Consider the following 22794-nt stretch of genomic DNA (forward strand, 5'->3'; position numbering starts at 1 on the left):
AACGTCATAAAAAATGACATCAGATTTGTTAACCAACAAAAAATAGCATTGAATTATATGCGTCTGTACTCGCGGGGGTTAACACCTACATTGTCTTTGAAAAACCGTGAAAAAACAGACTGAGAAGAGAAGCCAAGCATCTCACTTACCTTCATAACATTATGATCAGACTCAGCCAGTAAATGACAAGCCAACTTCACCTTTTCTTCTCTTAATAACTCTTTGAAATTAGTGTTCTCCAGCTTTAATCTTCTGTTTAATGTCCACCGACTAATATCCAACAAACTGCATAAATCCAGAAGAATATCATCATCACTCAAATAACAATCGTTGAGTTTATGACTGATATAATCCCTGACCTTAAAACTATATTCAGATGTTTTTTGTTTAATTTCATTATTTATATTACAAACAAGATTTTTTTGCATCACATTTAAAACATCGTTATAAGCACAGAAAGCTTTCATTAGATCACCATTTAAAAAAGTGATGCTACTGACACTTGCATTCCAGTTACACTCGACACCAAAAAACTTGTTAATTACATTATAGTTCTTAGGGCACTCCCCCTTGAACTCAATTTTCACAGAAAAATCTTTACTATATTCCTTTACCAAAGAGTACAAGATTGAAACTGTTAAAACAGAAAATACATCAAAAAAGACCTTATCTATATAATCCGGCCCTTGATACACATACTTTGTTTCAAAATCACTTCCGGTTATAAATACTTTACTGCAACTATTGATTATGTTTTTAAAACTCACAAAAACATCAATAGCATTAAATGCGTTTTTCTCATTCAAACACAAACTAAACAGTTCAGGGTAATCGTTATAATATTCACGCAGGATAGAACTGGAAAAGAAGTTATCCAATACATGGGGGTATTCGTTTATTTCCTGATTAAACAATATATATTTATCCAATGAGATACGTGCACTTTTTGATTTTATCTCATACATATCAATCTTGCTCTTTTGGAGCAGACTTTCGATATTAACGTTCTCTTTATTTAAAAAAGATAACAGTCGATTTATCTCCTTACTGGATACAGATATATTATTCATTACTGCGCTCATCCATTTGGCAAAAAATATATCAATAGAGGCTTATTCTCGTTAATCGAATTAATATCGAAACAGAATAGCCTTATCTAACAGTTTTTTGATTTTAGTGAGCATTGCCGTTAATGACTATACGAGATATATCGAATGCTCTTATGAGGGAAACTCATAAATACAATCATCAATAAAAAAGAAGTATTTCTCTGAAAAAACAGACTGTTTTCGGCTTTAATTGTACTTGGATCACAGATTTATTATCTTAATATATAAATCACTAAAATAATAGTGTAAGCGTTCTTCGTAATAAACTCAGATGTATATAAAAAGATGAGCCCACAATGTGGGCCCATCCAGAACCGCCTTTTTACAAACATTGATTTTAGGGTAAATACAATGATGCTATGGCTTGATCGCCATATGTTCGTTATGGGGTACAAAATATAAGTGAATATCATAATGCGGAACTGTATAGCCTTCGTGCCCATCAGGCTCCCAATCAAAATCGACGTGTTCAACAGACGGTAAAGGAATACCTGCTTTCGACTTAAGATCAGTAAACGATGTACCCTTTGCAAGGGTATCGCGGTCGATCATAAATTCCAAAAAGATAACCCGCCCTTCAGAAACACCGTAGATTGGTCCCAAAGGCAGATCTTTGGGATTTGCCCAATGCTCACCCATCGCAGGAACAACAGGTGAAATTTTTACTACATCTGCTGGTAATGTCGACGCCAGCGGAAGATTCTCAGTTGCGGCTATAGCTGACGTTGTCAAACCAAACAAAAGAGACACTGCAATTGTCCGACAGACATGGATCATGATGACCTCCCGGATTTATTAGACCCAACGTTCAGACGTATCCAACGAATTGACTTGCAGAGCCGATCCGTTGCCATCCTCAAATGCAAATCGCCACCAAAAAGCACCAGTGACAATCAAAAGGTAAGAATTTGAGGGAGTTGCAATTGACATATGATAATGATAACTATAATCATCCATCTATTACAGCATCAGCACCCAAACAGAGAGGTGATCCTTTGAAAAGACACAAAAAACTCAGTACTCTTTCCCCGCTTCCTTTTTATCCTGTTCTGTATTTTAATTCCCGCCATCTGTAACTCAGGAATAAGTTAATGATCCAATTTATCCGAAACATTACGCAAAGCCGGACTGCATGGGGCATATTATTAGGCTCGACACTTTTCTTTGAACTTTGTGGTATGGTCTTCCAGCATGTTATGGGCCTACAGCCATGTGTAATGTGCATATACCAGCGAGTTGCTATTCTGGGCATTATGGCTGGTGCTCTGATTGGCTTTATCAATCCACGGAACTGGATTCTCCGCTGGACAGGCCTGCTGATATGGGCATATTCGTCAATAGAAGGACTGCGACTGGCGCTACGTCACACAGACCTACAATTGAATCCATCTCCCTTTAATACTTGCGATTTATTTGTTACCTTTCCACAATGGCTACCGCTAGATCGTTGGATGCCCTGGTTTTTTAACGCTACCGGTGATTGCGCTGAACTTCAGTGGCAATTTCTGTCGTGGACTATGCCTCAATGGCTTATAGTCTCATTTGGTATATATGCAATCATCAGTTTTATTATTATTGCTGGTAATTTAATCAAAGGACGATGCTGTGGATAATATTTATAACGAACAACAGCAAACCATAACGGAAGATGCCTGCCTGACATCTATCGCTACGGTTAAAGAATTTCTTAATAAGCGAATCATCGGACAGCAACACCTGATCGATGGTTTGCTAATGGCAATACTGGCTGATGGCCATATCCTCGTGGAAGGCCCTCCAGGCTTAGCTAAAACCCGTTCCATAAAAATGCTGGCCAGCTGCGTGGAAAGTCATTTTCACCGCATCCAGTTCACACCTGATCTTCTGCCGGCGGATCTGACTGGTACTGAAATCTATCGTCCGCAGAATGGCACCTTTGTGTTTCAGCCCGGCCCATTATTTAATGAGATTGTTCTGGCGGATGAAATCAACCGTGCAGCAGCTAAAGTTCAAAGTGCTTTGCTGGAAGCGATGGAAGAACGGCAGGTTACTATCGGGCGGAAAAGTTACCATCTGCCACCATTATTTATGGTAATGGCGACACAAAACCCGCTGGAACAGGAAGGTACTTATCCCCTGCCGGAAGCGCAACTGGACCGGTTCATGCTGCATCTGGAACTTGATTACCCAAGTGCTGCGGATGAACTGAATATTCTGCGATTGAATCATTCTGAAAGCCGGGAAGAAGACACCCCGGATGCGCCAAAATTAACGCAGTTGCAGATCTTTGCAGCCCGCCAGTATGCGTTGCAGGTGATCGCCTCAGCACCCATTGAAAATTACATAGTAAATCTGGCCACAGCCACCCGTCACCCGCAGGCATATGATGCTGATCTTGCCCGTTGGCTTGCGTATGGCGTCAGCCCCCGCTCCAGTATTGCGCTGTTACGCTGTGCACGCGTCAGAGCATGGTTAGCCGGTCGAAACTATGTCACGCCGGATGACGTCCAGTATTGTATTTATCCGGTAATGCGGCACCGTCTCATGCTGACTGTAGAAGCCGAAGCTGATGGTATTACACCGAAAGATATCATCTCTATCCTGTTACAGAAGGTTGTAGTTGCATGAAATTAAATGACGGCGTCACACTCACACTGGATGATCTGCTGGCAGTTTCAGTGAGTGGAAGTCGTATCGCGACTCAACTTTCAGATGGATGGAGAACCGGTGCTCATCAATCAAGAAAGAAAGGACGAGGCATGGAATTTGCCGAAGTTCGTCCGTATATGATTGGTGACGATGTACGCAATATGGACTGGAGAATCACGGCCAGAACCGGTAAGCCGCATACAAAATTGTTCCGGGAAGAACGGGATCATTCTGTCTATATTTTGCTGGATCTCTCCAGTGAAATGTATTTCGGCTCCAAGGGACAACTGAAAGCCCGCTTGGCGTCTCTGGTGGCTGCAGCTGTTGCCTGGCATGCGTTAAAGAGAGGTGACAAAATTGGTGGTCTGATTCTGAGTGGTGAAAGAACGACCATTCAATCACCAGTAAGTCACCGCAAAGGGGTATTGCTGTGGTTAAAACAAATCATCAATATCTATAGCGCAGGTTTGCAGGAACGACCTGCAACCTCCGATATCACCGCTGGTTTGAAGACGCTGGGTAATATGCTCCGTCCTGGCGCCCGATTGGTTATTATCAGTGATTACTACCGGTTGTCGCAGAAAGATTTTCTGATGATCCGCTATCTGAGAAAACGTCATGAAATCAATCTGATACAAATTTATGATGCACTGGAACGACAAGTTGAAGGTGATGGCATTTTAGGTGTGGAGAACGCCAGTGGTGCTGGTTTTTTACTGACAAATGATGAGTTCAGAAATGACTACGCCCGGCTTGCCAGCTTTCGCCAATTTGAGCTGGAAAGAAAACTGAGCGGTTATGCTAAACAATTATTAGCTTTTGATGCGTCCAAAACATTGGCAGAACAACTATAAATGAAAGCACCACTTAACCAATTGCACGACATCTTACCAGGACCAGATACAGGAACAGACACTAACCTGATCCTTATCGTCTTTTTTATTGTTGTTTCTTTTATGGCAATTTACTTTCTGCACAGAATCTATAAAGCATGGCCTTGCTACAAGCTTTTCTGGAAAGCAAAACGTGAATTGAATTTCATATTTAAGAACAAAAAAGATAATTATATTCCGGCAATAAATGTGTTGTTAAAAAAAACAGCTTCACATTATTGGGAAAGGGAAGAATTTGCCGGTTTACATACCCGCGATTGGTTGACATTTCTGGATAGCAACTCCTCATGTCATTTCTCAAAATACTCTGATGAATGGGAAAGCTGGTCCTATTCTGATATGACGATTTCAGTAAAAGAAAAAAAAGAAATCCTCCATGAATGTAAAAAATGGCTTAAATCAATCCGTAGCAGGAGACCGCTGTGATTAACCTCGCTTGGCCATGGTTTGCCTGTTTATTACCTTTACCATTATTAATATTGTGGCTGGTTAAACCTAAACGAAACCAGCATATTATAATTGATGCACCTACCCTGCCCTATTTTGCGAGCAACATCACAACCGGCAAATCTCGTCACCTATTAACGCGGACGTTATTAGTATTAAGCTGGTTGTTAATAGTCTTATCGCTTACTCGTCCGCAATGGCTGGAGACACCGGTAGTTCAAAGTTTTCCGTCACGCGACTTATTGCTGGCTGTCGATATTTCGCAGAGTATGCAAATTAAGGATATGACCATAAACGGAGAAGCTGTTGACCGTCTGAGCATGGTGAAATCCTATTTACAATCGTTTATTAAACAACGCCAGGGTGATCGTATCGGAATCATCCTGTTTGCTGATCACGCCTACCTGATGGTGCCATTTACCCAGGACTGGCAAGCAGCAGGACTACTACTGGATGAAGTAAATATCGGTCTGGCAGGTAAGTTTACTGCTATTGGAGAAGCAATCACCCTTGCAGTTAAAAAAACGCTGCATGAACCGAAGCCCATCCAGAACAAAACATTGATACTACTCAGCGATGGTAAGGATAGCATTAATACCATTCAACCAACTGATGCGGCTGCTTTGGCCAAAGCAAGTGGATTGAAAATTTATACTATCGGAATTGGCTCAGATTCTACCGACGCAGAAGCAGAAAGTGATCTGGATGAAACCACGCTTGAAGAGATAGCTAACATGACTGGCGGACAATATTTCAGAGCCCGCAGCGAACAGGATTTGTCTGAAATATACCAGCAAATCAATCTGATCGAACCATTATCCTTAAAAACCGTGACATATCAGCCCCGTACCGAACTACTGGTCTGGCCGCTGTCTTGTCTCTTGCTTGTCATGGCCATGCTGCTCTGGATATTAAGAAATGACTGATTTTATCTTTCTGAGACCGTATGCTTTTGTCTTGTTACTCCCATTACTGGCTTTGTTTTATTTTTCATCATTAAAAAAAATAAAACAGCAGAGCTATATTTCAGCACATCTGTTGGCTGTACTGACAAAAAGCGCTCCAAAAAAATCAAAACTAAACATGTCTCTGCTGCTATTTATCTTTTCATGCTTAGTAATTACCGCTCTGGCCGGGCCAGCCATACCACAAAAAACAGCTTTGGCAAAAAACGATCTGCATACTGTTATTTTGTTAGGTATGGATAACACGATGTATGCCGATGATTTGAAGCCATCGCGGCTAGCCATGACAAAGCAGAAAATTAATGCCTATTTAACAAAGAATAAAACCGGTAATACGGCATTAATTGCTTTTTCAGGATCAGCTCATGTCATATCACCATTTACGGATGATCATGGCACATTAACGCATTTTATAGATGCGCTAAACCCATCGGTCATGCCAGAAGCAGGATCAAATGTCGTTGATGCGATGAAACTGGCGGGATCATTGATCACGCCGCTAAAACCAGACAGCCAGATAAAAATACTGTTGTTCACGGATCAATTAACGACATTGCAGGCAGAAAAAATCATTAACTATGTCAAACCTCTTAACTGGCCTGTTGATATAGTTTTTATCGGTACAGCAAACGGTTCAGTGATCCCTTTACCTGAAGGCGGGCTGCTCCGCACCCATACAGGGCAACTCATCGTAGCCAAAACACCACTTACTGTGCTGACAGATACAGCATCTAAATTAGGTGGAAAGCTGATTGATATTACCAAACTGGAAAAATCATTAACGGATGATTTTGCTGCGGATGATTCTAATACACTAAGAGAAGTCATCGTTTATAAAGAACTCAGTTATTTTATACTCTTCCCTTTGATATTAGCCGCTTTGCTTTTCCGCCGGGGTTATATTCTCTTAATTCCATTTATTATTTATTTCCCTGAGAGCTCTTATGCTAAAGATATAGCATTAGATTTATATAAACAGGGACAATATCAACAAGCTGCTGATACATTCCAGGATTACACCTGGAAAGGTAATGCTATGTACCGGGCAGGTAAGTTCAGCCAGGCTATAGAATTTTACGGGAAAGATAATACTCCGGTATCGCATTACAACCGGGGGAATGCCTTGGCTCATACTGGAAAGATTAAAGAAGCTATCATCGCTTATAATCAGGCTATTCAGTTAAACCCTAATTTTCAGGAAGCAAAAGATAATAAAAACATCCTCGAAATCTGGCTAAAAAAACAGAGCACTGAAGACAAAGATGATGAAGTCATAGCAACGTTACAAAAGAAAAACGGCAATATTGAGAAGGCGCTTAACTTTCTGAAAGCATTACCTGAAGAATCTGGCAATCTGATGCAAAAAAGATTACAACTACAACAAAAGAATAAGGCAAATTAGGTCATGATTGTGAAATTACCTTATCCCGTTTTATGTGGTTTAGCCTTTATCTGGTGTACATCAAGCAATGCAGCCCAGATAAATGGTCAGGTCGATTCACAAACATTATCCCTTGGTGACAGCTTGACCTACACCCTGACTGCCGATGAAAACCTCACAGAGGATGCGCTGGATATCCGTCCACTGTTTAGAGACTTCATCATTGGCAATCTGCAGGTCACACACCCTTCAGCAACCGAAACAAGCTGGATTATCCCGCTGCAGCCAGTAACCGCCGGCGAAGTCACCATTCCGGCATTAAAAATTGCAGATTCAGAATCGCAGCCGCTCATTATTACTGTCGATGATAATAAACAAGGTATGAATTCAAATTCATATATCCAACCGCCATCAGAAACAGAATATCAGGCACCAACTCATTTAATCGAAAGTCAGATCAGTACTGAAAGTGCCTATCGGAACGAAGTCATTACATATACAGTGAAAATGGCCAAGAGAGCGGATCCGCAAAACAATCCGCCGGTTATCCCTTCTGTTCAGGGTGCAACGATTACACCGATTGAAGATCCAACTGAAGATAAAGAGATATTTGCCGATCATTATCAGGAAACGCTGACATATCCATATATTGTCATTCCTGAAACCACAGGATCGCTGAAACTGACCGGCTCAATGCTGGCCTCAGACAATAAGCAAATATCCAGTGAACATATTATTAATATAAAGCCAATTCCGGCCGCTTTTCTTGGCTCAGATAAAGAATGGTTGCCAAGTTCAGGTATCACCATCGAAGACCGTTGGGAACCGCAAACCAGCTATGTTAAAACCGGCCAGCCCCTGACACGCATTATTACCCTGACTGGCATTAACAACACGACCGGACAATTACCGGATCTTGCCCTGCCTGAAATCAGTGATGTCCGGATATACAATGATGGTCAGAAAGATGAGCAGCAACTTCAAAATGGCATGCTTATCAGCAGAAAAACATTCAGACAAATATTCATTCCTGAAAAAAATATCACCTTTGCCGTACCTTCATTACATCTGAACTGGTGGAACACCATCAGCGATCGAGCTCAGGTTGCATCACTTGAGGAACGTAAATTCCTCGCTTCTGTTGTTGCGACGAAGACAGCAAAAGTAGCGGCTGATCCCGTACCAGCCAAGAAAGCACCATCAAACGCTCATTATTGGACAGCGTTACTGCTGAAAATACTGACGGCTATCGGAGTCGTCATCGCTTTGGTTACCCCGTTGCTGGCCGTCATCTGGTATTACAGAAAAAGACTAAGAAACCGTTATGAGCGTTATCAATTGTGGAAAATATTAAAGCAAGCTTGTACCGGTAGTGATGCTCTGGCTGTTTATCAGGCGCTCTTCGTGTGGGCATCGCATCGGTGGGATCAACAGTTTACCTGTGCGGAACAGCTACCGTTCTATACGCAGCTAAGAAATGAATTAGAAGGACTACACATCGCCTGTTTTGGTGAAAGCGAAGTGAATTGGAATGGACGAAAATTGATTCAGGCATTAGGTCGTATTTCAGTCATTAAAACGGTATCAGAACCAGCCAAAGATGGTTTTGATGAGTTCAGTTACTGAATCTATTTAATCTCATTTATTTCTCATAAAAGAAACAGGCCAGTTATCAACTGGCCTGTTTCTTTACTATTTACTCATCTCCGTCATCATCAGCTTCATCAACTGGCCGGGCATGTTCAACCCGTGATTTCAGTTTCTGTCCTGGACGGAAAGTGACTACTCGTCTGGCAGTAATAGGAATATCTTCACCTGTTTTAGGATTTCGCCCCGGACGTTCATTTTTCGTCCGGAGTTCGAAATTACCAAAGCCGGATATTTTTACCTGCTCGCCACTCTCTAGGGCTAGCCGGATATCTTCAAAAAACGTTTCCACCAATTCTTTGGCATCACGCTTGCTTATTCCCAACTCAGTAAAGAGATGTTCTGCAATATCGGCTTTGGTTAAGGCCATAACTAGTCCCTCAAAGTAGCATTGAACTCTACCCGGAGTGCTTCAACAACTCTTTCCATTGTTTCGGCAATCTCCTTATCTTCCAGAGTGCGCTCTACATTCTGCAGAATCATACTGAAGGCCAGACTCTTTTTACCATCCGGCACACCAGTACCCTGGTATGTGTCAAATAAGTTTATGCCAACTATCTGATTTCCGCCAACTTTTCTTGCTAATCGAAGAATATCATCTGCAGAAATTGTCTGGTCCACCACAATTGCCAGGTCACGACGGTTGCCCGGGAATTTGGAAACTTCAGCGAATGACGGGATATTACGCTGCAGGATCGCAGCTAATTCCACTTCAAATACAATAGCTTTGCTCTTCAGACCCAGTTTTTTCTCCAGTGCCGGATGAACAACGCCAATATAACCCACTGATTTTCCATTAAATTCTATCGCCGCAGACTGTCCTGGATGTAACGCCGGATGTTCACAACGCACAAAGCGATAAGCGTCAGCATTCGCGGTCAGTTCCAGCAAAGCTTCAACATCACCCTTCAGATCGAAGAAATCGACAGCCCGGCTTGGAATGGTCCAGTTTTCATCCGCAGCATTACCAGTGATCACCCCTGCCAGCATCGCTTCCTGACGAATGCCATTTTCTGCATTTGCGTCACGGATAAAGCGAAGGCCTGACTCAAACAGGCGAACGCGGGTTTGCTGGCGATTCTGGTTATATACAACCGCACCCAGCAGACCAGGCAGCAGAGATACACGCATTGCAGACATATCTGACGCAATCGGATTTGGCAGAACGATTGGATCTGCAGATGGCTCCAGCAACGACAGCACTTTCGGATCAACGAAGCTGTACGTAATCGCTTCGTGGAAGCCACGATCAACTAACAAATCACGGAAACGCTTCAGAGGCTGTTCAGCTTCTTTATGCTCTGACATAGTCAGATGAGCTTCCGGCGCGATATTAGGGATATTGTCATAACCATAAATACGGGCAATTTCTTCGACCAGATCTTCTTCAATCGCGATATCAAAACGCCAGCTTGGTACATTGGTCTGCCAGCCATTTTCTGTCGCTGTCACTTGCAAGCCAAGACGAGTCAGAATATCTACAACTTCGGCATCGTCAAAAGCCATACCAACCAGACGGGTCAGTTTCTCACGACGCAGAGATACGGTTTTCACTGCCGGCAGTGCATCCGCCGCAGTCTTATCAATGACAGGACCACAGCTACCACCACAGATGTCCAGCAGCAGAGCGGTAGCACGCTCCATCGCTTTAAACTGCACCTGCGGGTCAACACCACGTTCGAAGCGATGAGATGAATCAGTACGCAGGCCATACGCACGGGCACGTCCAGTGACCGACAGCGGCTGGAAGAAAGCACATTCCAGCATGATGTCGGTCGTTGTTTCTGCATCAACGCCTGTATCCGCACCACCGAAAATACCGGCCATTGCAATCGCGCCACGATCATCGGCAATGATCAGCGTATCATCACGTAAAGAAACTTCGGTTTGATCCAGCAATGTCAGCTTTTCACCGGCAGTTGCCCGACGAACCTGAATTGTGCCCTGCAGTTTGGCCAGATCGAATGCATGCATTGGCTGACCCAGTTCCAGCAGAACATAGTTAGTCACATCAACAATCGGATCGATAGAACGCAGACCACAACGACGCAGACGTTCCTGCATCCACAACGGCGTTGTTGCCTTTACATTCAGACCGCGCAACACACGGCCTAAATAACGTGGGCAATCAGCGGTAGCCTGCACATCAATTGGATATGTATCAGTCAGCGTCGCGTTAACCGCGTTGATTTCTGGTTCTTTGAGCTCGCAACGGTTCAGAACGGCAATTTCACGTGCCAGACCCAGCATACCCAGACAATCTGCACGGTTAGCGGTCAGATCGACCTCAATACAAGAATCATTCAGTGACAGGTATTCACGCAGATCGGTACCGATTGGCGCATCAGCTGGCAGCTCAATGATCCCGCTGTGATCAGAGCCGATACCCAGTTCAGAGAATGAGCACAGCATGCCGTGAGATGGTAAGCCGCGCAGTTTCGCTTTTTTAATAACAAAATCACCAGGTAATACGGCGCCTACGGTTGCAACCGCAACGCGCAGTCCCTGACGGCAATTCGGAGCACCACAAACGATATCCAGTAACTCGGCTTCACCAACATTTACTTTGGTAACACGCAGTTTATCGGCATCAGGATGTTGTGCACATTCGACAACTTCCCCGATAACAACACCATTAAATGTACCGGCTACCGGGTCAATGCCATCAACTTCCAGACCGGCCATGGTGATTTGTGCGGCCAGTTCTTCTGCAGACAAGGAGGTTGGAACCAGCTCTTCAATCCAGGCTTTATTGAATTTCATGTTGATTGATCCTTATTTGAACTGCTTGAGGAAACGAAGGTCATTTTCGAAGAACGCGCGTAAATCGTTAACGCCATAGCGCAACATAGTCAGACGTTCGACCCCCATTCCGAAGGCAAAGCCAGAGTATTTCTCAGGATCAATCCCAACTGAGCGCAGCACATTCGGGTGTACCATGCCACAGCCTAACACTTCCAGCCAACGACCATTTTTCCCCATAACATCCACTTCAGCACTTGGCTCAGTAAATGGGAAATAGGAAGGACGGAAACGGATCTGTAAATCTTCTTCAAAGAAATTAAGCAGGAAATCGTGCAGAATTCCTTTCAGATTAGAGAAACTGATATTTTCATCAACCAGCAGACCTTCAACCTGATGGAACATCGGGGTATGTGTCTGATCGTAGTCATTACGGTATACACGACCCGGCGCAATGATACGGATTGGTGGCTGCTGTTTTTCCATAGTACGGATCTGCACACCAGAAGTATGAGTACGCAGCATCAATGTAGGATTGAAATAGAAGGTATCGTGATCAGTACGGGCCGGGTGATGACCTGGAATATTCAATGCATCAAAATTATGGAAGTCATCTTCAATTTCAGGGCCATATTCTGCACTGAAACCTAATTCACCGAAAATACGTTCAATTCGTTCAATGGTGCGGGTAACAGGATGAATACCACCATTTTCAAAACGACGACCAGGTAAAGACACATCAATAGTTTCGGCAGCCAGTTTTTTCGCTAGTTCAGCTGTAGTTAATGCTTCGCGGCGCTCGTTTAATGCATTCTGTGCTTTTTCTTTCGCCTGATTGATCAACTGCCCTGCTGCTGGTCGCTCTTCCGGAGATAAACCGGCTAATGCCTTCATTTGTTCCGTAAAGACACCTTTCTTACCGAAATACTCAACACGTAACGCTTCCAGCGCGTTATTGTCCGTAGCTTCGGCAATTTTCGCCAGTGCACTGGCGACTACTTCTTCTAGTTGCTGCATATTTCCCTCATTACCCTTGTTCGTACAAGGTTTTGTTCTGCAGATTGCTACTCTCTCGAGCGATAACCAATTACGCTTTGATCATAACCGCTTAGTATAAATCGGGAATAAGGTGATCAAAAGGATGAATCTCAGATTAGGGCACGTTGACGGTGATTAACTGCCCGATCATTGACTGGATCAGCTTAAACAGATTGGAATTATTAGATTAAGCGGGGAATTCAGATAATGCGCGGATAAAAAAAGGGAGGCTTTCGCCTCCCTATTCGCAACGTACTTGATTAAGCCAGTGCGGCTTTCGCTTTCTCTACCAGAGCGGTAAAGGTAGCTTTATCATGAACTGCGATATCGGAAAGGATCTTACGATCGATTTCGATAGAAGCTTTCTTCAGACCGTTGATGAAACGGCTGTAAGACAGACCGTTCAAACGAGCAGCAGCGTTGATACGTACAATCCACAGTTGACGGAATTGACGTTTCTTCTGACGACGGTCACGGTAAGCGTACTGACCAGCTTTAGTAACTGCTTGAACAGCTACGCGGTAAATACGGGAACGAGCACCGTAGTAACCTTTAGCTGCATTCAGAACTTTCTTGTGACGCGCACGTGCAGTCACACCACGTTTAACTCTTGGCATTTGTCAATCCTTCCCTTATGCGTATGGCAGCATTGCTGAAACTCGAGCCAAATCAGGTTTGGCGACCATGCCTGGCGCACGCAGGTGACGCTTACGCTTGGTAGTTTTCTTGGTCAGGATGTGACGCTTGTTAGCGTGCTTGCACTTAAAACCACCGGAACCGGTTTTTTTGAAGCGCTTAGCAGCACCACGGTCAGTTTTCATTTTTGGCATTACGAACTCCGCATTGTATTTGCCATTAATATAATCAGGCGAAAAAAACCATCAGACCTGAATCTGATGGTCGTTTTTACTTGAAAGCCTGATTACCGTTTTTTAGGGGCCAGCATCATGACTGCCTGGCGTCCTTCCACACGAGGGAAAGACTCCACTACAGCAATCTCTTCCAGATCCGCTTTTACACGTTCCAGAACATTCATGCCGAGGTCCTGATGCGCCATTTCACGCCCGCGGAAACGCAGTGTTACTTTGGCTTTGTCCCCTTCTTCCAGAAAACGAATCAGGTTGCGTAGTTTTACCTGATAGTCGCCTTCATCAGTTCCAGGACGGAATTTAATTTCCTTGATCTGGATCTGTTTGGTTTTCTTTTTCTGTTCTTTAACAGATTTACTCTTTTCGTAGAGGAATTTGCCAAAATCCATAATGCGACAAACTGGCGGTTCAGCAGTTGGGCTGATTTCAACCAAGTCTACGCCGGCTTTAATTGCAGCATCCAATGCCTCTTCCATAGAGACAATTCCGAGCGCCTCGCCTTCAAGTCCAACAAGTCGAACTTCTTTCAGACGAATTTCACCATTGATACGAGTCCGTGGTGTTTGTTTCCCGGTTTTCTTTGCGCCGTTTATAGCTTATTCCTCCACAACATTTAGTACACGAGTGCTGATTTCTTTGCGTAACTGTTCTACTAAATCAGTTACTTTGAATTTACCTAAATCAACACCTCTACGGGTTCTTACTGCGATTTCGCCGGCTTCCATTTCTTTATCGCCGCAGACGAGCATGTAAGGAACACGTTTCAAAGTATGCTCACGGATTTTAAAGCCAATCTTCTCATTTCTCAAGTCCGCTTTTGCCCGGATACCCGATTCATTTAAAGTATTAACGACTTCTTTCACATAATCGGCCTGATTATCCGTGATATTCATCACTACGGCCTGCAAAGGTGCCAGCCACAGTGGGAAATATCCGGCTGTCTCTTCAGTCAGGATACCGATAAAACGTTCCATTGAGCCCAGAATTGCACGGTGAATCATAACCGGAACATGGCGATCATTATCTTCACCGACATAAGTTGCACCCAGACGACCTGGTAATGCAAAGTCGAGCTGCACAGTACCACATTGCCACGCGCGATCCAGACAATCATGCAAAGTAAATTCAATCTTCGGACCGTAGAATGCGCCCTCGCCCGGTTGCAGATCAAATTCGATATTGTTGTGCTTCAATGCTGCGCTCAGTGCTTCTTCTGCACGATCCCACATTTCATCACTGCCAATACGTTTTTCCGGACGTGTAGAAAGTTTTACGGCGATATTTTTAAAGCCGAAAGTACTGTAAGTGTCATACACCATACGGATACAGGCGGATACTTCATCCTGGATCTGATTTTCAGCACAGAAGATATGTGCATCATCTTGCGTGAAACCACGTACGCGCATCAAGCCATGCAGAGAACCTGATGGTTCATTACGGTGACAGCTGCCGAACTCAGCCATACGCAATGGCAGATCACGGTAAGATTTCAGACCTTGATTGAAGATCTGCACATGACCCGGGCAGTTCATCGGCTTAATAGCGTATTCACGGTTTTCTGATGAAGTGGTGAACATGGCATCGGCATATTTATCCCAATGGCCTGAACGTTCCCACAACACGCGATCCATCATGAATGGACCTTTTACTTCTTCATAATCGTATTCGCGCAGTTTCTGGCGAATAAAGGTTTCCAGCTCACGGAAAATGATCCAGCCATCGTTATGCCAGAACACCATGCCCGGTGCTTCTTCCTGCATATGATACAGATCGAGCTGCTTACCGATTTTACGGTGATCGCGTTTTGCAGCTTCTTCCAAACGTTGCAGATAGGCATTCAGCTGTTTCTTGTCAGCCCAGGCTGTGCCATAGATACGCTGCAGCATTTTGTTTTTTGCATCACCACGCCAGTAGGCACCAGAGGTTTTCTGCAGTTTGAAGTGGTGGCAGAAACGCATATTCGGAACATGCGGGCCACGGCACATATCAATATATTCTTCATGATGATACAAACCAGGTTTGTCATCACGGGCAATATTTTCATCCAGAATGGCAACCTTGTAGGTTTCACTACGGGATTCAAATACATCGCGGGCTTCCTGCCAGCTCACTGTTTTTTTAACGACGTCGTAGTCTTTTTGTGCCAGTTCCAACATCCGCGCTTCCAGCGCCTGGATGTCTTCTTCTGTCAGCATCTGATCCAGATCTACGTCATAGTAAAAGCCGTTATCAATAACTGGTCCGATAGCCATTTTGGTCTGTGGCCACAATTGCTTGATTGCGTGCCCCAGCAAATGCGCACAGGAGTGGCGCAGAATTTCCAGACCTTCCTGATCTTTGGCTGTGATAATAGAAAGCGTGGCGTCAGTTTCGATGAGCTCGCACGCATCAACTAACTCACCATTAACGCGACCAGCGATACAGGCTTTAGCTAAACCAGCACCGATGCTTGCAGCAACGTCTAATACAGAGACAGCATTTTCAAACTGACGCTGGCTACCATCGGGAAGTGTAATTACAGGCATGATTTATCCTTACAGTGGTGACACACACCAAGTGTCACTTGTTGATATTGAGGTAATGTTGAAAGGCAATGTCCGCTACATTCGGACATGTCGGGCAAAAGTCTAATGAAATGTGGTGGCTGGTGCAAACAAAGATGCTGCTTTTGAGCCTAAAAATAAAGGCAGCCGAGGCTGCCTTTATTTCAGTATCCGAACAATTAAGCGCGGATGAAATCCAGATGAACTACTTTTGGCTTAACTGGATGACGTTGAACTGCAGCTACTTTAACTTTAACTTCTTTGCCATCAACAACCAGAGTCAGCACTTCGCTGTAGAATGCAGCTTCTTGCTGAGCAGTGATAACTTTGTTGTGATCCAGAACCAGAGAAACTGCTTCCTGACCAGCACCGTACAGGATTGCTGGAACTTGTTCAGCGCGACGCAGGCGGCGGCTCGCACCTTTCCCCAGGTCTGCACGAACTTCAGTTTGGAATGTAAAAGACATAGTGATCTCACTTCTTAATTAATGAATGTATGGCACCAAATGCGACCGTTCGATACCTCTTTAATAGCGGCGCGGATACTATCATCCATTCGTAATGGCAACAAGTAAAAAACTTACCACCAACCCAGCCAGTTCTGACCAATAACAGCACCCCAGACGACCGCATTGAGCACAAGGGTGATAAATACGGCCGCAGACCCCATATCTTTCGCCCGGCCGGAAAGATCGTGCATTTCACCACCAAAGCGATCGACAACTGCTTCCACTGCAGAATTTAGGATCTCGACGATGACGACCAGCCATGCCAGCACTAACAAAAGTAGTTGTTGCGTCAGACCTGCTCCGACGATAAACGCCGCAGGTGTCAGCAATAGCATCAGGATCACTTCCTGGCGGAAGGCAGCTTCATGTTTCCATGCAGCCTTGATGCCCTGCATGCTGTAAATGCCGGCTTTATATACACGATACAGGCCTTTGTTACCCGGTTTCACATCAACTTCCTCTTCTGACTGGCTTCGTCACTGACTTGCCACGGGATAAATAGTGTCTGGCCTTCTGCCTGACTACGGATTGTTTTAAGACGGAAAACCTTTTCTATCAAATGTTCATCAAGCTGATGAGCTCTGTCTGAAAAAACCAGTTTACCTTGTTGTAAACACCAGATCACATCGCAGTGCGCCACGGCCAGATTAAAATCGTGGATTGATGTCACTATTGTGAGCCCTTGCAGGGTAAGTTCATTCAGCAAGGTTAATAGCGTGATCTGATGATGCCAGTCCAGCCCTGCTAATGGTTCATCCAGCAGTAACAGGCGTGCTTGCGGATTCAGCCCCGGCCAGACCTGCAGCAGGGTTTTTGCAAGCAGGATCCGCTGTTGTTCCCCGCCTGATAACTGACTGAAATCCCGGTTCAGGTAATCCATCAATTCCAATCGGGAACAAACCTGTTCTATCGCTGATTTTATCGCTGTTTCGTTAAGGTTTAAGGGGGCAGAACCTAATGCAATAACCTGATGACACGCGATAGGCAATAGTTGTGCTGTACGCTGTGGCAGCATGGCTCTTTTGACTGCAGCCTCTTGCATAGACCACTGTCTGATATCCTGCTGATCCAGCAGCAACTGGCCTTGTGATGGAATAAGCCCTGCTACAGCAAGTAATAAACTGGATTTCCCGCTGCCATTCGGCCCCAGCAGCGCAATATGTTGCCCCGCAGAGGCAGAGACAGTAAGCGGCCCGACGCGATGCGTCACAGCAAAATCAACCAGCGAGAGCATGACGGCGTACCAATAACCAGATGAAAACAGGAGCACCAATAGTCGCAGTGACCACCCCTACCGGTAATTCACCGGCACTTACTACAGAACGGGATAATACATCGGCAATTAACAACAGCAGACTACCGGCTAATACAGATGCCGGAATAGTAAATGCGGGACCATCTTTACCTGCCAGTCGCAATAAATGCGGCACAACCAGCCCGATAAAGCCAATCACGCCAGCTAAGGCGACGCACATGCCACTGATAAAACAAACAGCCCATACCAGTTTCCGCTGCGTCTTTTGTAAATCCAGCCCCATCAGTTGAGCCTGATAAGTTCCTAACTGCAGCAGCGCCAGCTTGCGGTGCTGACAAGCCAGCCATCCACACACAATAATGAATGGTAACCACCAGTAAGCCGGATGAATCTGACCATAGGCAAGGCTACCCATCATCCAGAACATAATTTCCCGCAACGCCTGATCATCAGAAAAATAAAGCAGCCATGTCGTCAGTGCATTACTGGCAATGCCAATAGCTACGCCCAGTAACAGTAATCTGCTCCCCCCTATTTGCCCGCGATGTGACAACCGGAGTAGCAGCAAGGTTACCAATAAAGCCCCGACAAATGCGGACACGCTGACGCCCCACGGCGGAATAACAATGCCTGACTGGTGCCCGGCAAAAATAAGCAGCACCGCAAGTAAACTGGCACCGCTGGAAATACCGATCAGCCCAGGTTCCGCAACAGGGTTATGCAGTAATATCTGTAATACAGCACCACAAAGTGCAAGTCCGCCACCAACAGCGATAGCCAGAAAAGTACGGGGTAAACGCAATTGCCAGATCACTTGCAGTTGCGTTTCAGACAGCCCGTGCCACCAATCAGATAACGCGATCTGATAACTTCCGAGTGACAGACTTATGATCGTCATAAGGAATAAGCAGGCCAGCAAGGCGGTCAGCCAAATCTGACGCTGCCAGCGCTGTTTATGCCAGATAGTTTGCAATGACACGGAGCAGGATCCAATTCAGCTTAGAGTAAGGTTCAGAATTGTATCACTCTGATTCTTATCCGCGAACTTGTGATTCCTGCAAAGCCTGATATCAGATAGATCTATCAATCTGTTCCGGGTGTTGTTTTTTGTCCGGTGAAATCGGTTACGTATCCGGCAACGATCCTCTTCATTTCGCTTTTTTCAGGATTAATGAATAAGGTTGCATTATTTTCGATAAAAAATGCAAAATCTCTTTTCCTGTAATCTATGCTTGCATTTTTTGTCAGGCGCGGTATTTTGTAAGTCATTGGGACACTAAAGAAACAATATCAGCCACTATGACCTTACTGAAGACTGTGCATCACCACCATCGCCATCATCCGGACTAGTCTTTCAGGAGGATTGCTGCTGGAAGACACAAATGTGACTTCCAAGTGGTTCCCAAGCCAATCACTAAACCCTCGGAAGCCACTACTTCCGAGGGTTTTTTCATTTACAAGGATATAACTATGGATAGCAAACGTCTGCGCATCGCGATGCAGAAATCAGGTCGCCTGAGTCAGGATTCTCAAGAACTGCTGAAAAGCTGTGGTTTTAAAATCAATCTGCGTGAAGATCGCTTGATCGCGCATGTTGAAAATATGCCAATCGATATTCTGCGTGTTCGTGATGATGATATTCCTGGCCTGGTAATGGACAAGGTTGTCGATCTGGGAATTGTAGGTGAAAACGTTCTTGAAGAAACTATGCTGGAACGTCAGTCTCAGGGTCTGCCGACTTCATACAAAAAGCTGAAAGATCTGGATTACGGCGGATGTCGTCTTTCTCTGGCTATTCCTCGCGAAGAAGAGTGGACAGGCGTTGCTGCACTGCAAGGCAAGAAAATTGCCACCACCTACCCTCACCTGCTGAAACGCTTCCTGGCTGAACAGGGCGTTACCTTTAAGCCAGTATTACTGACTGGTTCAGTAGAAGTAGCTCCGCGAGCTGGTCTGGCTGAAGCTATCTGTGATCTGGTTTCTTCTGGTGCGACTCTGGAAGCCAACGGTCTGAAAGAAGTTCAGGTCATCTACCGCTCCAAAGCATCTTTAATTCAGGCTGATACAGAACTGTATCCGGAAAAACAGAAGCTGGTTGATCGTCTGATGCCGCGTCTGGAAGGCATGCTGCAGGCTCGTGAAAGCAAGTACATCATGATGCACGCACCAAAAGATAAACTGGCTGAAATTACCGCTTTGTTGCCTGGCGCTGAAAACCCGACTGTGATGCCACTGGCCAGCGACAGTACCCATGTTGCAATGCATGTTGTTGCTACAGAAACCCTGTTCTGGGAAACCATGGAAAAACTGAAAGCGCTGGGTGCCAGCTCTATTCTGGTGCTGCCAATCGAAAAAATGATGATGTAACGGGAGCAGAATATGCAGATCGTTCAGTGGGCAAATCTGGATACGGAGCAGCGTCGCGAGACGCTGACCCGTCCGGCAATGAGTAATTCAGCTGAAATCACGAGCATTGTCAGCAATATCGTAAATCGTATTCGAACTGAAGGTGATAGTGCACTGCGCGAATTCACTGCAAAATTCGATAAAGTCAGTGATGGTGATTTACGCTTAAGCGATGCAACAATCAAAGCTGCTTGTGAACGTACCAGCCCGGAACTGAAAGCGGCTATTCAGCATGCTTATCGCAATGTTGCTACCTTTCATCAGGCTCAGAAATCAGCACCATTATCTTTAGATACACAAACGGGTGTCCGTTGTGAACTGCACTATCAGCCAATTAACCGGGTTGGTTTGTATGTTCCGGGTGGTAGTGCACCTCTGGTTTCTACTGTGTTAATGCTGGCAATTCCGGCGAAAATTGCCGAATGTCGTAAAGTGATCCTCTGCTCACCACCACCAATCGCTGATGAAATCATTTATGCAGCAACGCTGTGTGGCGTCAGTGAAATCTACACCATGGGTGGTGCACAAGCGATTGCGGCTATGGCATACGGCACAGAGTCTGTATCTAAAGCTGATAAAATCTTTGGGCCGGGAAATGCCTGGGTAACTGAAGCTAAACGTCAGGTCAGCATGGATTTCCGCGGTGCAGCGATTGATATGCCAGCCGGCCCGTCAGAAGTGCTGGTCATCGCTGATGATACAGCGAATGCGGCATTTGTTGCCGCTGACCTGTTGTCTCAGGCTGAACATGGCCCTGATTCTCAGGTAGTACTGGTTACACCTTCTGTTGAGCTGGCAAATAAAGTCGATGCAGAGCTGGAAAAACAGCTGGCTGAACTGAGCCGCGCAGACATTGCCCGCAAAGCATTAGAAAGCAGCCGTTCTATCATCTGTGCCGATCTGGAAGAAGCCTGTGCTATCTCTAATGAATACGCACCGGAACACTTAATTGTGCAGACTATTGAACCGCGGGCTTTACTGAACAAGCTCGAAAATGCCGGTTCGATTTTCCTCGGTAACTGGACGCCGGAATCTGTCGGTGATTATGCCAGTGGCACCAACCACACCTTGCCAACTTATGGTTATGCGAAAACTGCATCCAGCCTTGGTCTGGCCGATTATCAACGCCGTTATACCGTGCAGGAACTGAGTGCTGATGGTCTTAAAGGTCTGGCTACGACAGTGACGACAATGGCTGATGCTGAAGGTCTGACCGCACACAAACGCGCCGTTACTATTCGTATGGACAGCATTAACAGCCAGGAGGCGAAATAATGAGTCTGACTACTCCTACCAGCTTAACCAAACTGGCCTGTCAGCGAGTACAGGATCTGACCCCTTATCTTTCCGCTCGTCGTATCGGCGGTAAAGGTCATGTGTTTCTGAACGCTAACGAAGCGCCTAAAAGTGAACAGTACACTTTAGATAGCAGCCGTCTGAACCGTTATCCGGAATGTCAGCCACCACAGGTTATCGAATCATATGCTGCCTATGCCGGCGTTAAACCCGAGCAGGTGCTGGTCAGCCGTGGTTCTGACGAAGCAATTGAGCTGCTGGTACGTACCTTCTGTGAGCCGGGAAAAGAAGAGATCCTGATCTGCCCGCCAACTTACGGTATGTATTCTATCAGTGCAGAAACTTGCGGTGTCGGTATTCGTACTGTTGCGCCACTGCCGGATTTCCAGCCAAATGTTCCTGCTATTCTGGAACAACTGGATGGCGTTAAGGTTATTTTCTTCTGCTCGCCAAATAACCCAACCGGCACGGTGCTGGATCGTGAAAAACTGATCACGGTGCTGAATGCTACTCAGGACAAAGCCATCGTTGTGGTGGATGAAGCCTATATTGAATTCTGCCCGCAGTTCAGCATGATCGACCTGATCAACGATTATCCTAATCTTGTGATCACCCGCACCTTATCCAAAGGCTTTGCGCTGGCTGGTCTGCGTTGTGGTTTCACCATTGCCAATCCGGAAGTGATCGGTCTGTTGTTAAAAGTGATCGCACCGTATCCGATAGCTGAACCGGTTGCTCAGATCGCTGCGCAGGCGTTAAGTCCGGCCGGTCTGGAAATTATGCGTCAGCGTATTCAGTGGCTGAATGGACTGAAACAGAAATTCAAAGCCGACATCGCAGCATTGCCATGTGTTAAAGACATCTATGATGATAACGGTAACTTTGTGCTGATTCGTTTTATCGACAGCGCAAAAGTGTTTGCCGCGATGGTCGAACAAGGCATTATTTTGCGTGATTTCGCTAATAAGCCGATGCTGGACAATTCCGTGCGTGTCACTATCGGTGACGAAGCGGAAATGCAGGCGGTATTAACCGTGCTGCAATCATTGGCCTGACAGGGAGAACG

General features: G+C 45.3%; 24 protein-coding genes and 1 other annotated feature. Of the genes, 10 read left to right on the forward strand and 14 right to left on the reverse strand.

Translation table 11 applies throughout. The annotated features are described in order from the left end of the window. Positions 1 to 53: 53 nt before the first annotated feature. Together TOLA_RS08720 and TOLA_RS08725 are read right to left on the reverse strand one after the other, a co-directional pair. Positions 54 to 1070, reverse strand: a complete 1017-nt coding sequence (locus tag TOLA_RS08720) for a helix-turn-helix domain-containing protein (protein ID WP_015878796.1) — start codon at positions 1068 to 1070, stop codon at positions 54 to 56. 396 nt (positions 1071 to 1466) lie between these two features. Next, on the reverse strand, positions 1467 to 1886 hold the full coding sequence (locus TOLA_RS08725) for a DUF5602 domain-containing protein (RefSeq protein WP_015878797.1): 420 nt from the start codon (positions 1884 to 1886) through the stop codon (positions 1467 to 1469). Positions 1887 to 2200: 314 nt separating this feature from the next. On the opposite strand from TOLA_RS08725, the gene dsbB reads away from it, so the two are divergent. The 7 genes from dsbB to TOLA_RS08760 are packed head-to-tail and all read left to right on the forward strand — an operon-like array spanning position 2201 to position 9049. Next, positions 2201 to 2722, forward strand: coding sequence for a disulfide bond formation protein DsbB (dsbB, locus tag TOLA_RS08730; RefSeq protein WP_015878798.1), 522 nt, complete (start codon positions 2201 to 2203; stop codon positions 2720 to 2722). A gap of 43 nt (positions 2723 to 2765) precedes the next feature. After that, positions 2766 to 3716, forward strand: coding sequence for an AAA family ATPase (locus tag TOLA_RS08735; protein ID WP_041609808.1), 951 nt, complete (start codon positions 2766 to 2768; stop codon positions 3714 to 3716). Continuing rightward, positions 3713 to 4591 carry a DUF58 domain-containing protein gene (locus TOLA_RS08740; protein WP_015878800.1) on the forward strand — a complete coding sequence of 293 codons (879 nt, stop codon included), beginning with the start codon at positions 3713 to 3715 and terminating at the stop codon, positions 4589 to 4591. The genes TOLA_RS08735 and TOLA_RS08740 overlap by 4 nt, the downstream gene beginning before the upstream one ends. Next, on the forward strand, positions 4592 to 5056 hold the full coding sequence (locus tag TOLA_RS08745) for a DUF4381 domain-containing protein (RefSeq protein WP_015878801.1): 465 nt from the start codon (positions 4592 to 4594) through the stop codon (positions 5054 to 5056). Continuing rightward, on the forward strand, positions 5053 to 6003 hold the full coding sequence (locus TOLA_RS08750; protein WP_015878802.1) for a VWA domain-containing protein: 951 nt from the start codon (positions 5053 to 5055) through the stop codon (positions 6001 to 6003). Before TOLA_RS08745 ends, TOLA_RS08750 begins: the two co-directional genes overlap by 4 nt. Continuing rightward, positions 5996 to 7444 (forward strand): vWA domain-containing protein, encoded by a 1449-nt coding sequence (locus tag TOLA_RS08755; RefSeq protein WP_015878803.1) that lies wholly within the window; start codon positions 5996 to 5998, stop codon positions 7442 to 7444. The genes TOLA_RS08750 and TOLA_RS08755 overlap by 8 nt, the downstream gene beginning before the upstream one ends. A gap of 3 nt (positions 7445 to 7447) precedes the next feature. Then, complete coding sequence (locus TOLA_RS08760; protein ID WP_015878804.1) at positions 7448 to 9049, forward strand: BatD family protein; 1602 nt, start codon at positions 7448 to 7450, stop codon at positions 9047 to 9049. 70 nt (positions 9050 to 9119) lie between these two features. Here TOLA_RS08760 and ihfA read toward each other — a convergent pair whose 3' ends face one another. The 12 genes from ihfA to TOLA_RS16675 all read right to left on the reverse strand — a co-directional run bounded on the left by ihfA (position 9120) and on the right by TOLA_RS16675 (position 19295). Further along, positions 9120 to 9440, reverse strand: a complete 321-nt coding sequence (gene ihfA / locus TOLA_RS08765) for an integration host factor subunit alpha (protein ID WP_015878805.1) — start codon at positions 9438 to 9440, stop codon at positions 9120 to 9122. Positions 9441 to 9442: 2 nt separating this feature from the next. After that, entirely contained in the window at positions 9443 to 11833 is a 2391-nt protein-coding gene (gene pheT, locus TOLA_RS08770) for a phenylalanine--tRNA ligase subunit beta (RefSeq protein WP_015878806.1), read from the reverse strand. Positions 11834 to 11845: 12 nt separating this feature from the next. Then, complete coding sequence (pheS, locus tag TOLA_RS08775; RefSeq protein ID WP_015878807.1) at positions 11846 to 12829, reverse strand: phenylalanine--tRNA ligase subunit alpha; 984 nt, start codon at positions 12827 to 12829, stop codon at positions 11846 to 11848. Positions 12830 to 13110: 281 nt separating this feature from the next. Then, positions 13111 to 13467 carry a 50S ribosomal protein L20 gene (rplT, locus tag TOLA_RS08780; RefSeq protein ID WP_015878808.1) on the reverse strand — a complete coding sequence of 119 codons (357 nt, stop codon included), beginning with the start codon at positions 13465 to 13467 and terminating at the stop codon, positions 13111 to 13113. Between the two features lie 15 nt (positions 13468 to 13482). Continuing rightward, positions 13483 to 13680: a 50S ribosomal protein L35 gene (rpmI, locus tag TOLA_RS08785; protein ID WP_015878809.1), complete on the reverse strand. Its 198-nt coding sequence runs from the start codon at positions 13678 to 13680 to the stop codon at positions 13483 to 13485. Between the two features lie 92 nt (positions 13681 to 13772). Then, positions 13773 to 14312, reverse strand: a complete 540-nt coding sequence (gene infC, locus TOLA_RS08790) for a translation initiation factor IF-3 (protein ID WP_015878810.1) — start codon at positions 14310 to 14312, stop codon at positions 13773 to 13775. 3 nt (positions 14313 to 14315) lie between these two features. Then, positions 14316 to 16244 carry a threonine--tRNA ligase gene (thrS, locus tag TOLA_RS08795; protein ID WP_015878811.1) on the reverse strand — a complete coding sequence of 643 codons (1929 nt, stop codon included), beginning with the start codon at positions 16242 to 16244 and terminating at the stop codon, positions 14316 to 14318. Between the two features lie 197 nt (positions 16245 to 16441). Then, positions 16442 to 16729: a 50S ribosomal protein L25 gene (gene rplY, locus TOLA_RS08800; RefSeq protein WP_015878812.1), complete on the reverse strand. Its 288-nt coding sequence runs from the start codon at positions 16727 to 16729 to the stop codon at positions 16442 to 16444. A gap of 113 nt (positions 16730 to 16842) precedes the next feature. Beyond that, complete coding sequence (locus TOLA_RS08805) at positions 16843 to 17166, reverse strand: diacylglycerol kinase (protein ID WP_049759212.1); 324 nt, start codon at positions 17164 to 17166, stop codon at positions 16843 to 16845. 50 nt (positions 17167 to 17216) lie between these two features. After that, complete coding sequence (locus tag TOLA_RS08810) at positions 17217 to 18005, reverse strand: vitamin B12 ABC transporter ATP-binding protein BtuD (protein ID WP_015878814.1); 789 nt, start codon at positions 18003 to 18005, stop codon at positions 17217 to 17219. After that, positions 17989 to 19005, reverse strand: a complete 1017-nt coding sequence (btuC, locus tag TOLA_RS08815; protein ID WP_015878815.1) for a vitamin B12 ABC transporter permease BtuC — start codon at positions 19003 to 19005, stop codon at positions 17989 to 17991. Before btuC ends, TOLA_RS08810 begins: the two co-directional genes overlap by 17 nt. Before the next feature lie 104 nt (positions 19006 to 19109). Beyond that, positions 19110 to 19295, reverse strand: coding sequence for a hypothetical protein (locus tag TOLA_RS16675; protein WP_148210438.1), 186 nt, complete (start codon positions 19293 to 19295; stop codon positions 19110 to 19112). Between the two features lie 56 nt (positions 19296 to 19351). Then, positions 19352 to 19480 (forward strand) — a sequence feature (His leader region). A gap of 16 nt (positions 19481 to 19496) precedes the next feature. Between TOLA_RS16675 and hisG the strand changes: the two genes are divergently transcribed. From hisG to hisC, 3 genes are read left to right on the forward strand one after another with little or no spacing between them, the layout of a single operon-like run. Beyond that, positions 19497 to 20393 carry an ATP phosphoribosyltransferase gene (gene hisG / locus TOLA_RS08820; RefSeq protein ID WP_015878816.1) on the forward strand — a complete coding sequence of 299 codons (897 nt, stop codon included), beginning with the start codon at positions 19497 to 19499 and terminating at the stop codon, positions 20391 to 20393. A 12-nt stretch (positions 20394 to 20405) separates the two neighbouring features. Then, the gene (gene hisD / locus TOLA_RS08825; RefSeq protein WP_015878817.1) at positions 20406 to 21707 is read left to right on the forward strand and encodes a histidinol dehydrogenase; all 1302 of its coding nucleotides are present in this window, start codon (positions 20406 to 20408) and stop codon (positions 21705 to 21707) included. Further along, positions 21707 to 22783 carry a histidinol-phosphate transaminase gene (gene hisC / locus TOLA_RS08830; RefSeq protein WP_015878818.1) on the forward strand — a complete coding sequence of 359 codons (1077 nt, stop codon included), beginning with the start codon at positions 21707 to 21709 and terminating at the stop codon, positions 22781 to 22783. Before hisD ends, hisC begins: the two co-directional genes overlap by 1 nt. The last annotated feature ends 11 nt before the right edge of the window (positions 22784 to 22794 follow it).

The sequence above is a fragment of the Tolumonas auensis DSM 9187 genome, from assembly GCF_000023065.1.
Lineage (GTDB): Bacteria > Pseudomonadota > Gammaproteobacteria > Enterobacterales > Aeromonadaceae > Tolumonas > Tolumonas auensis.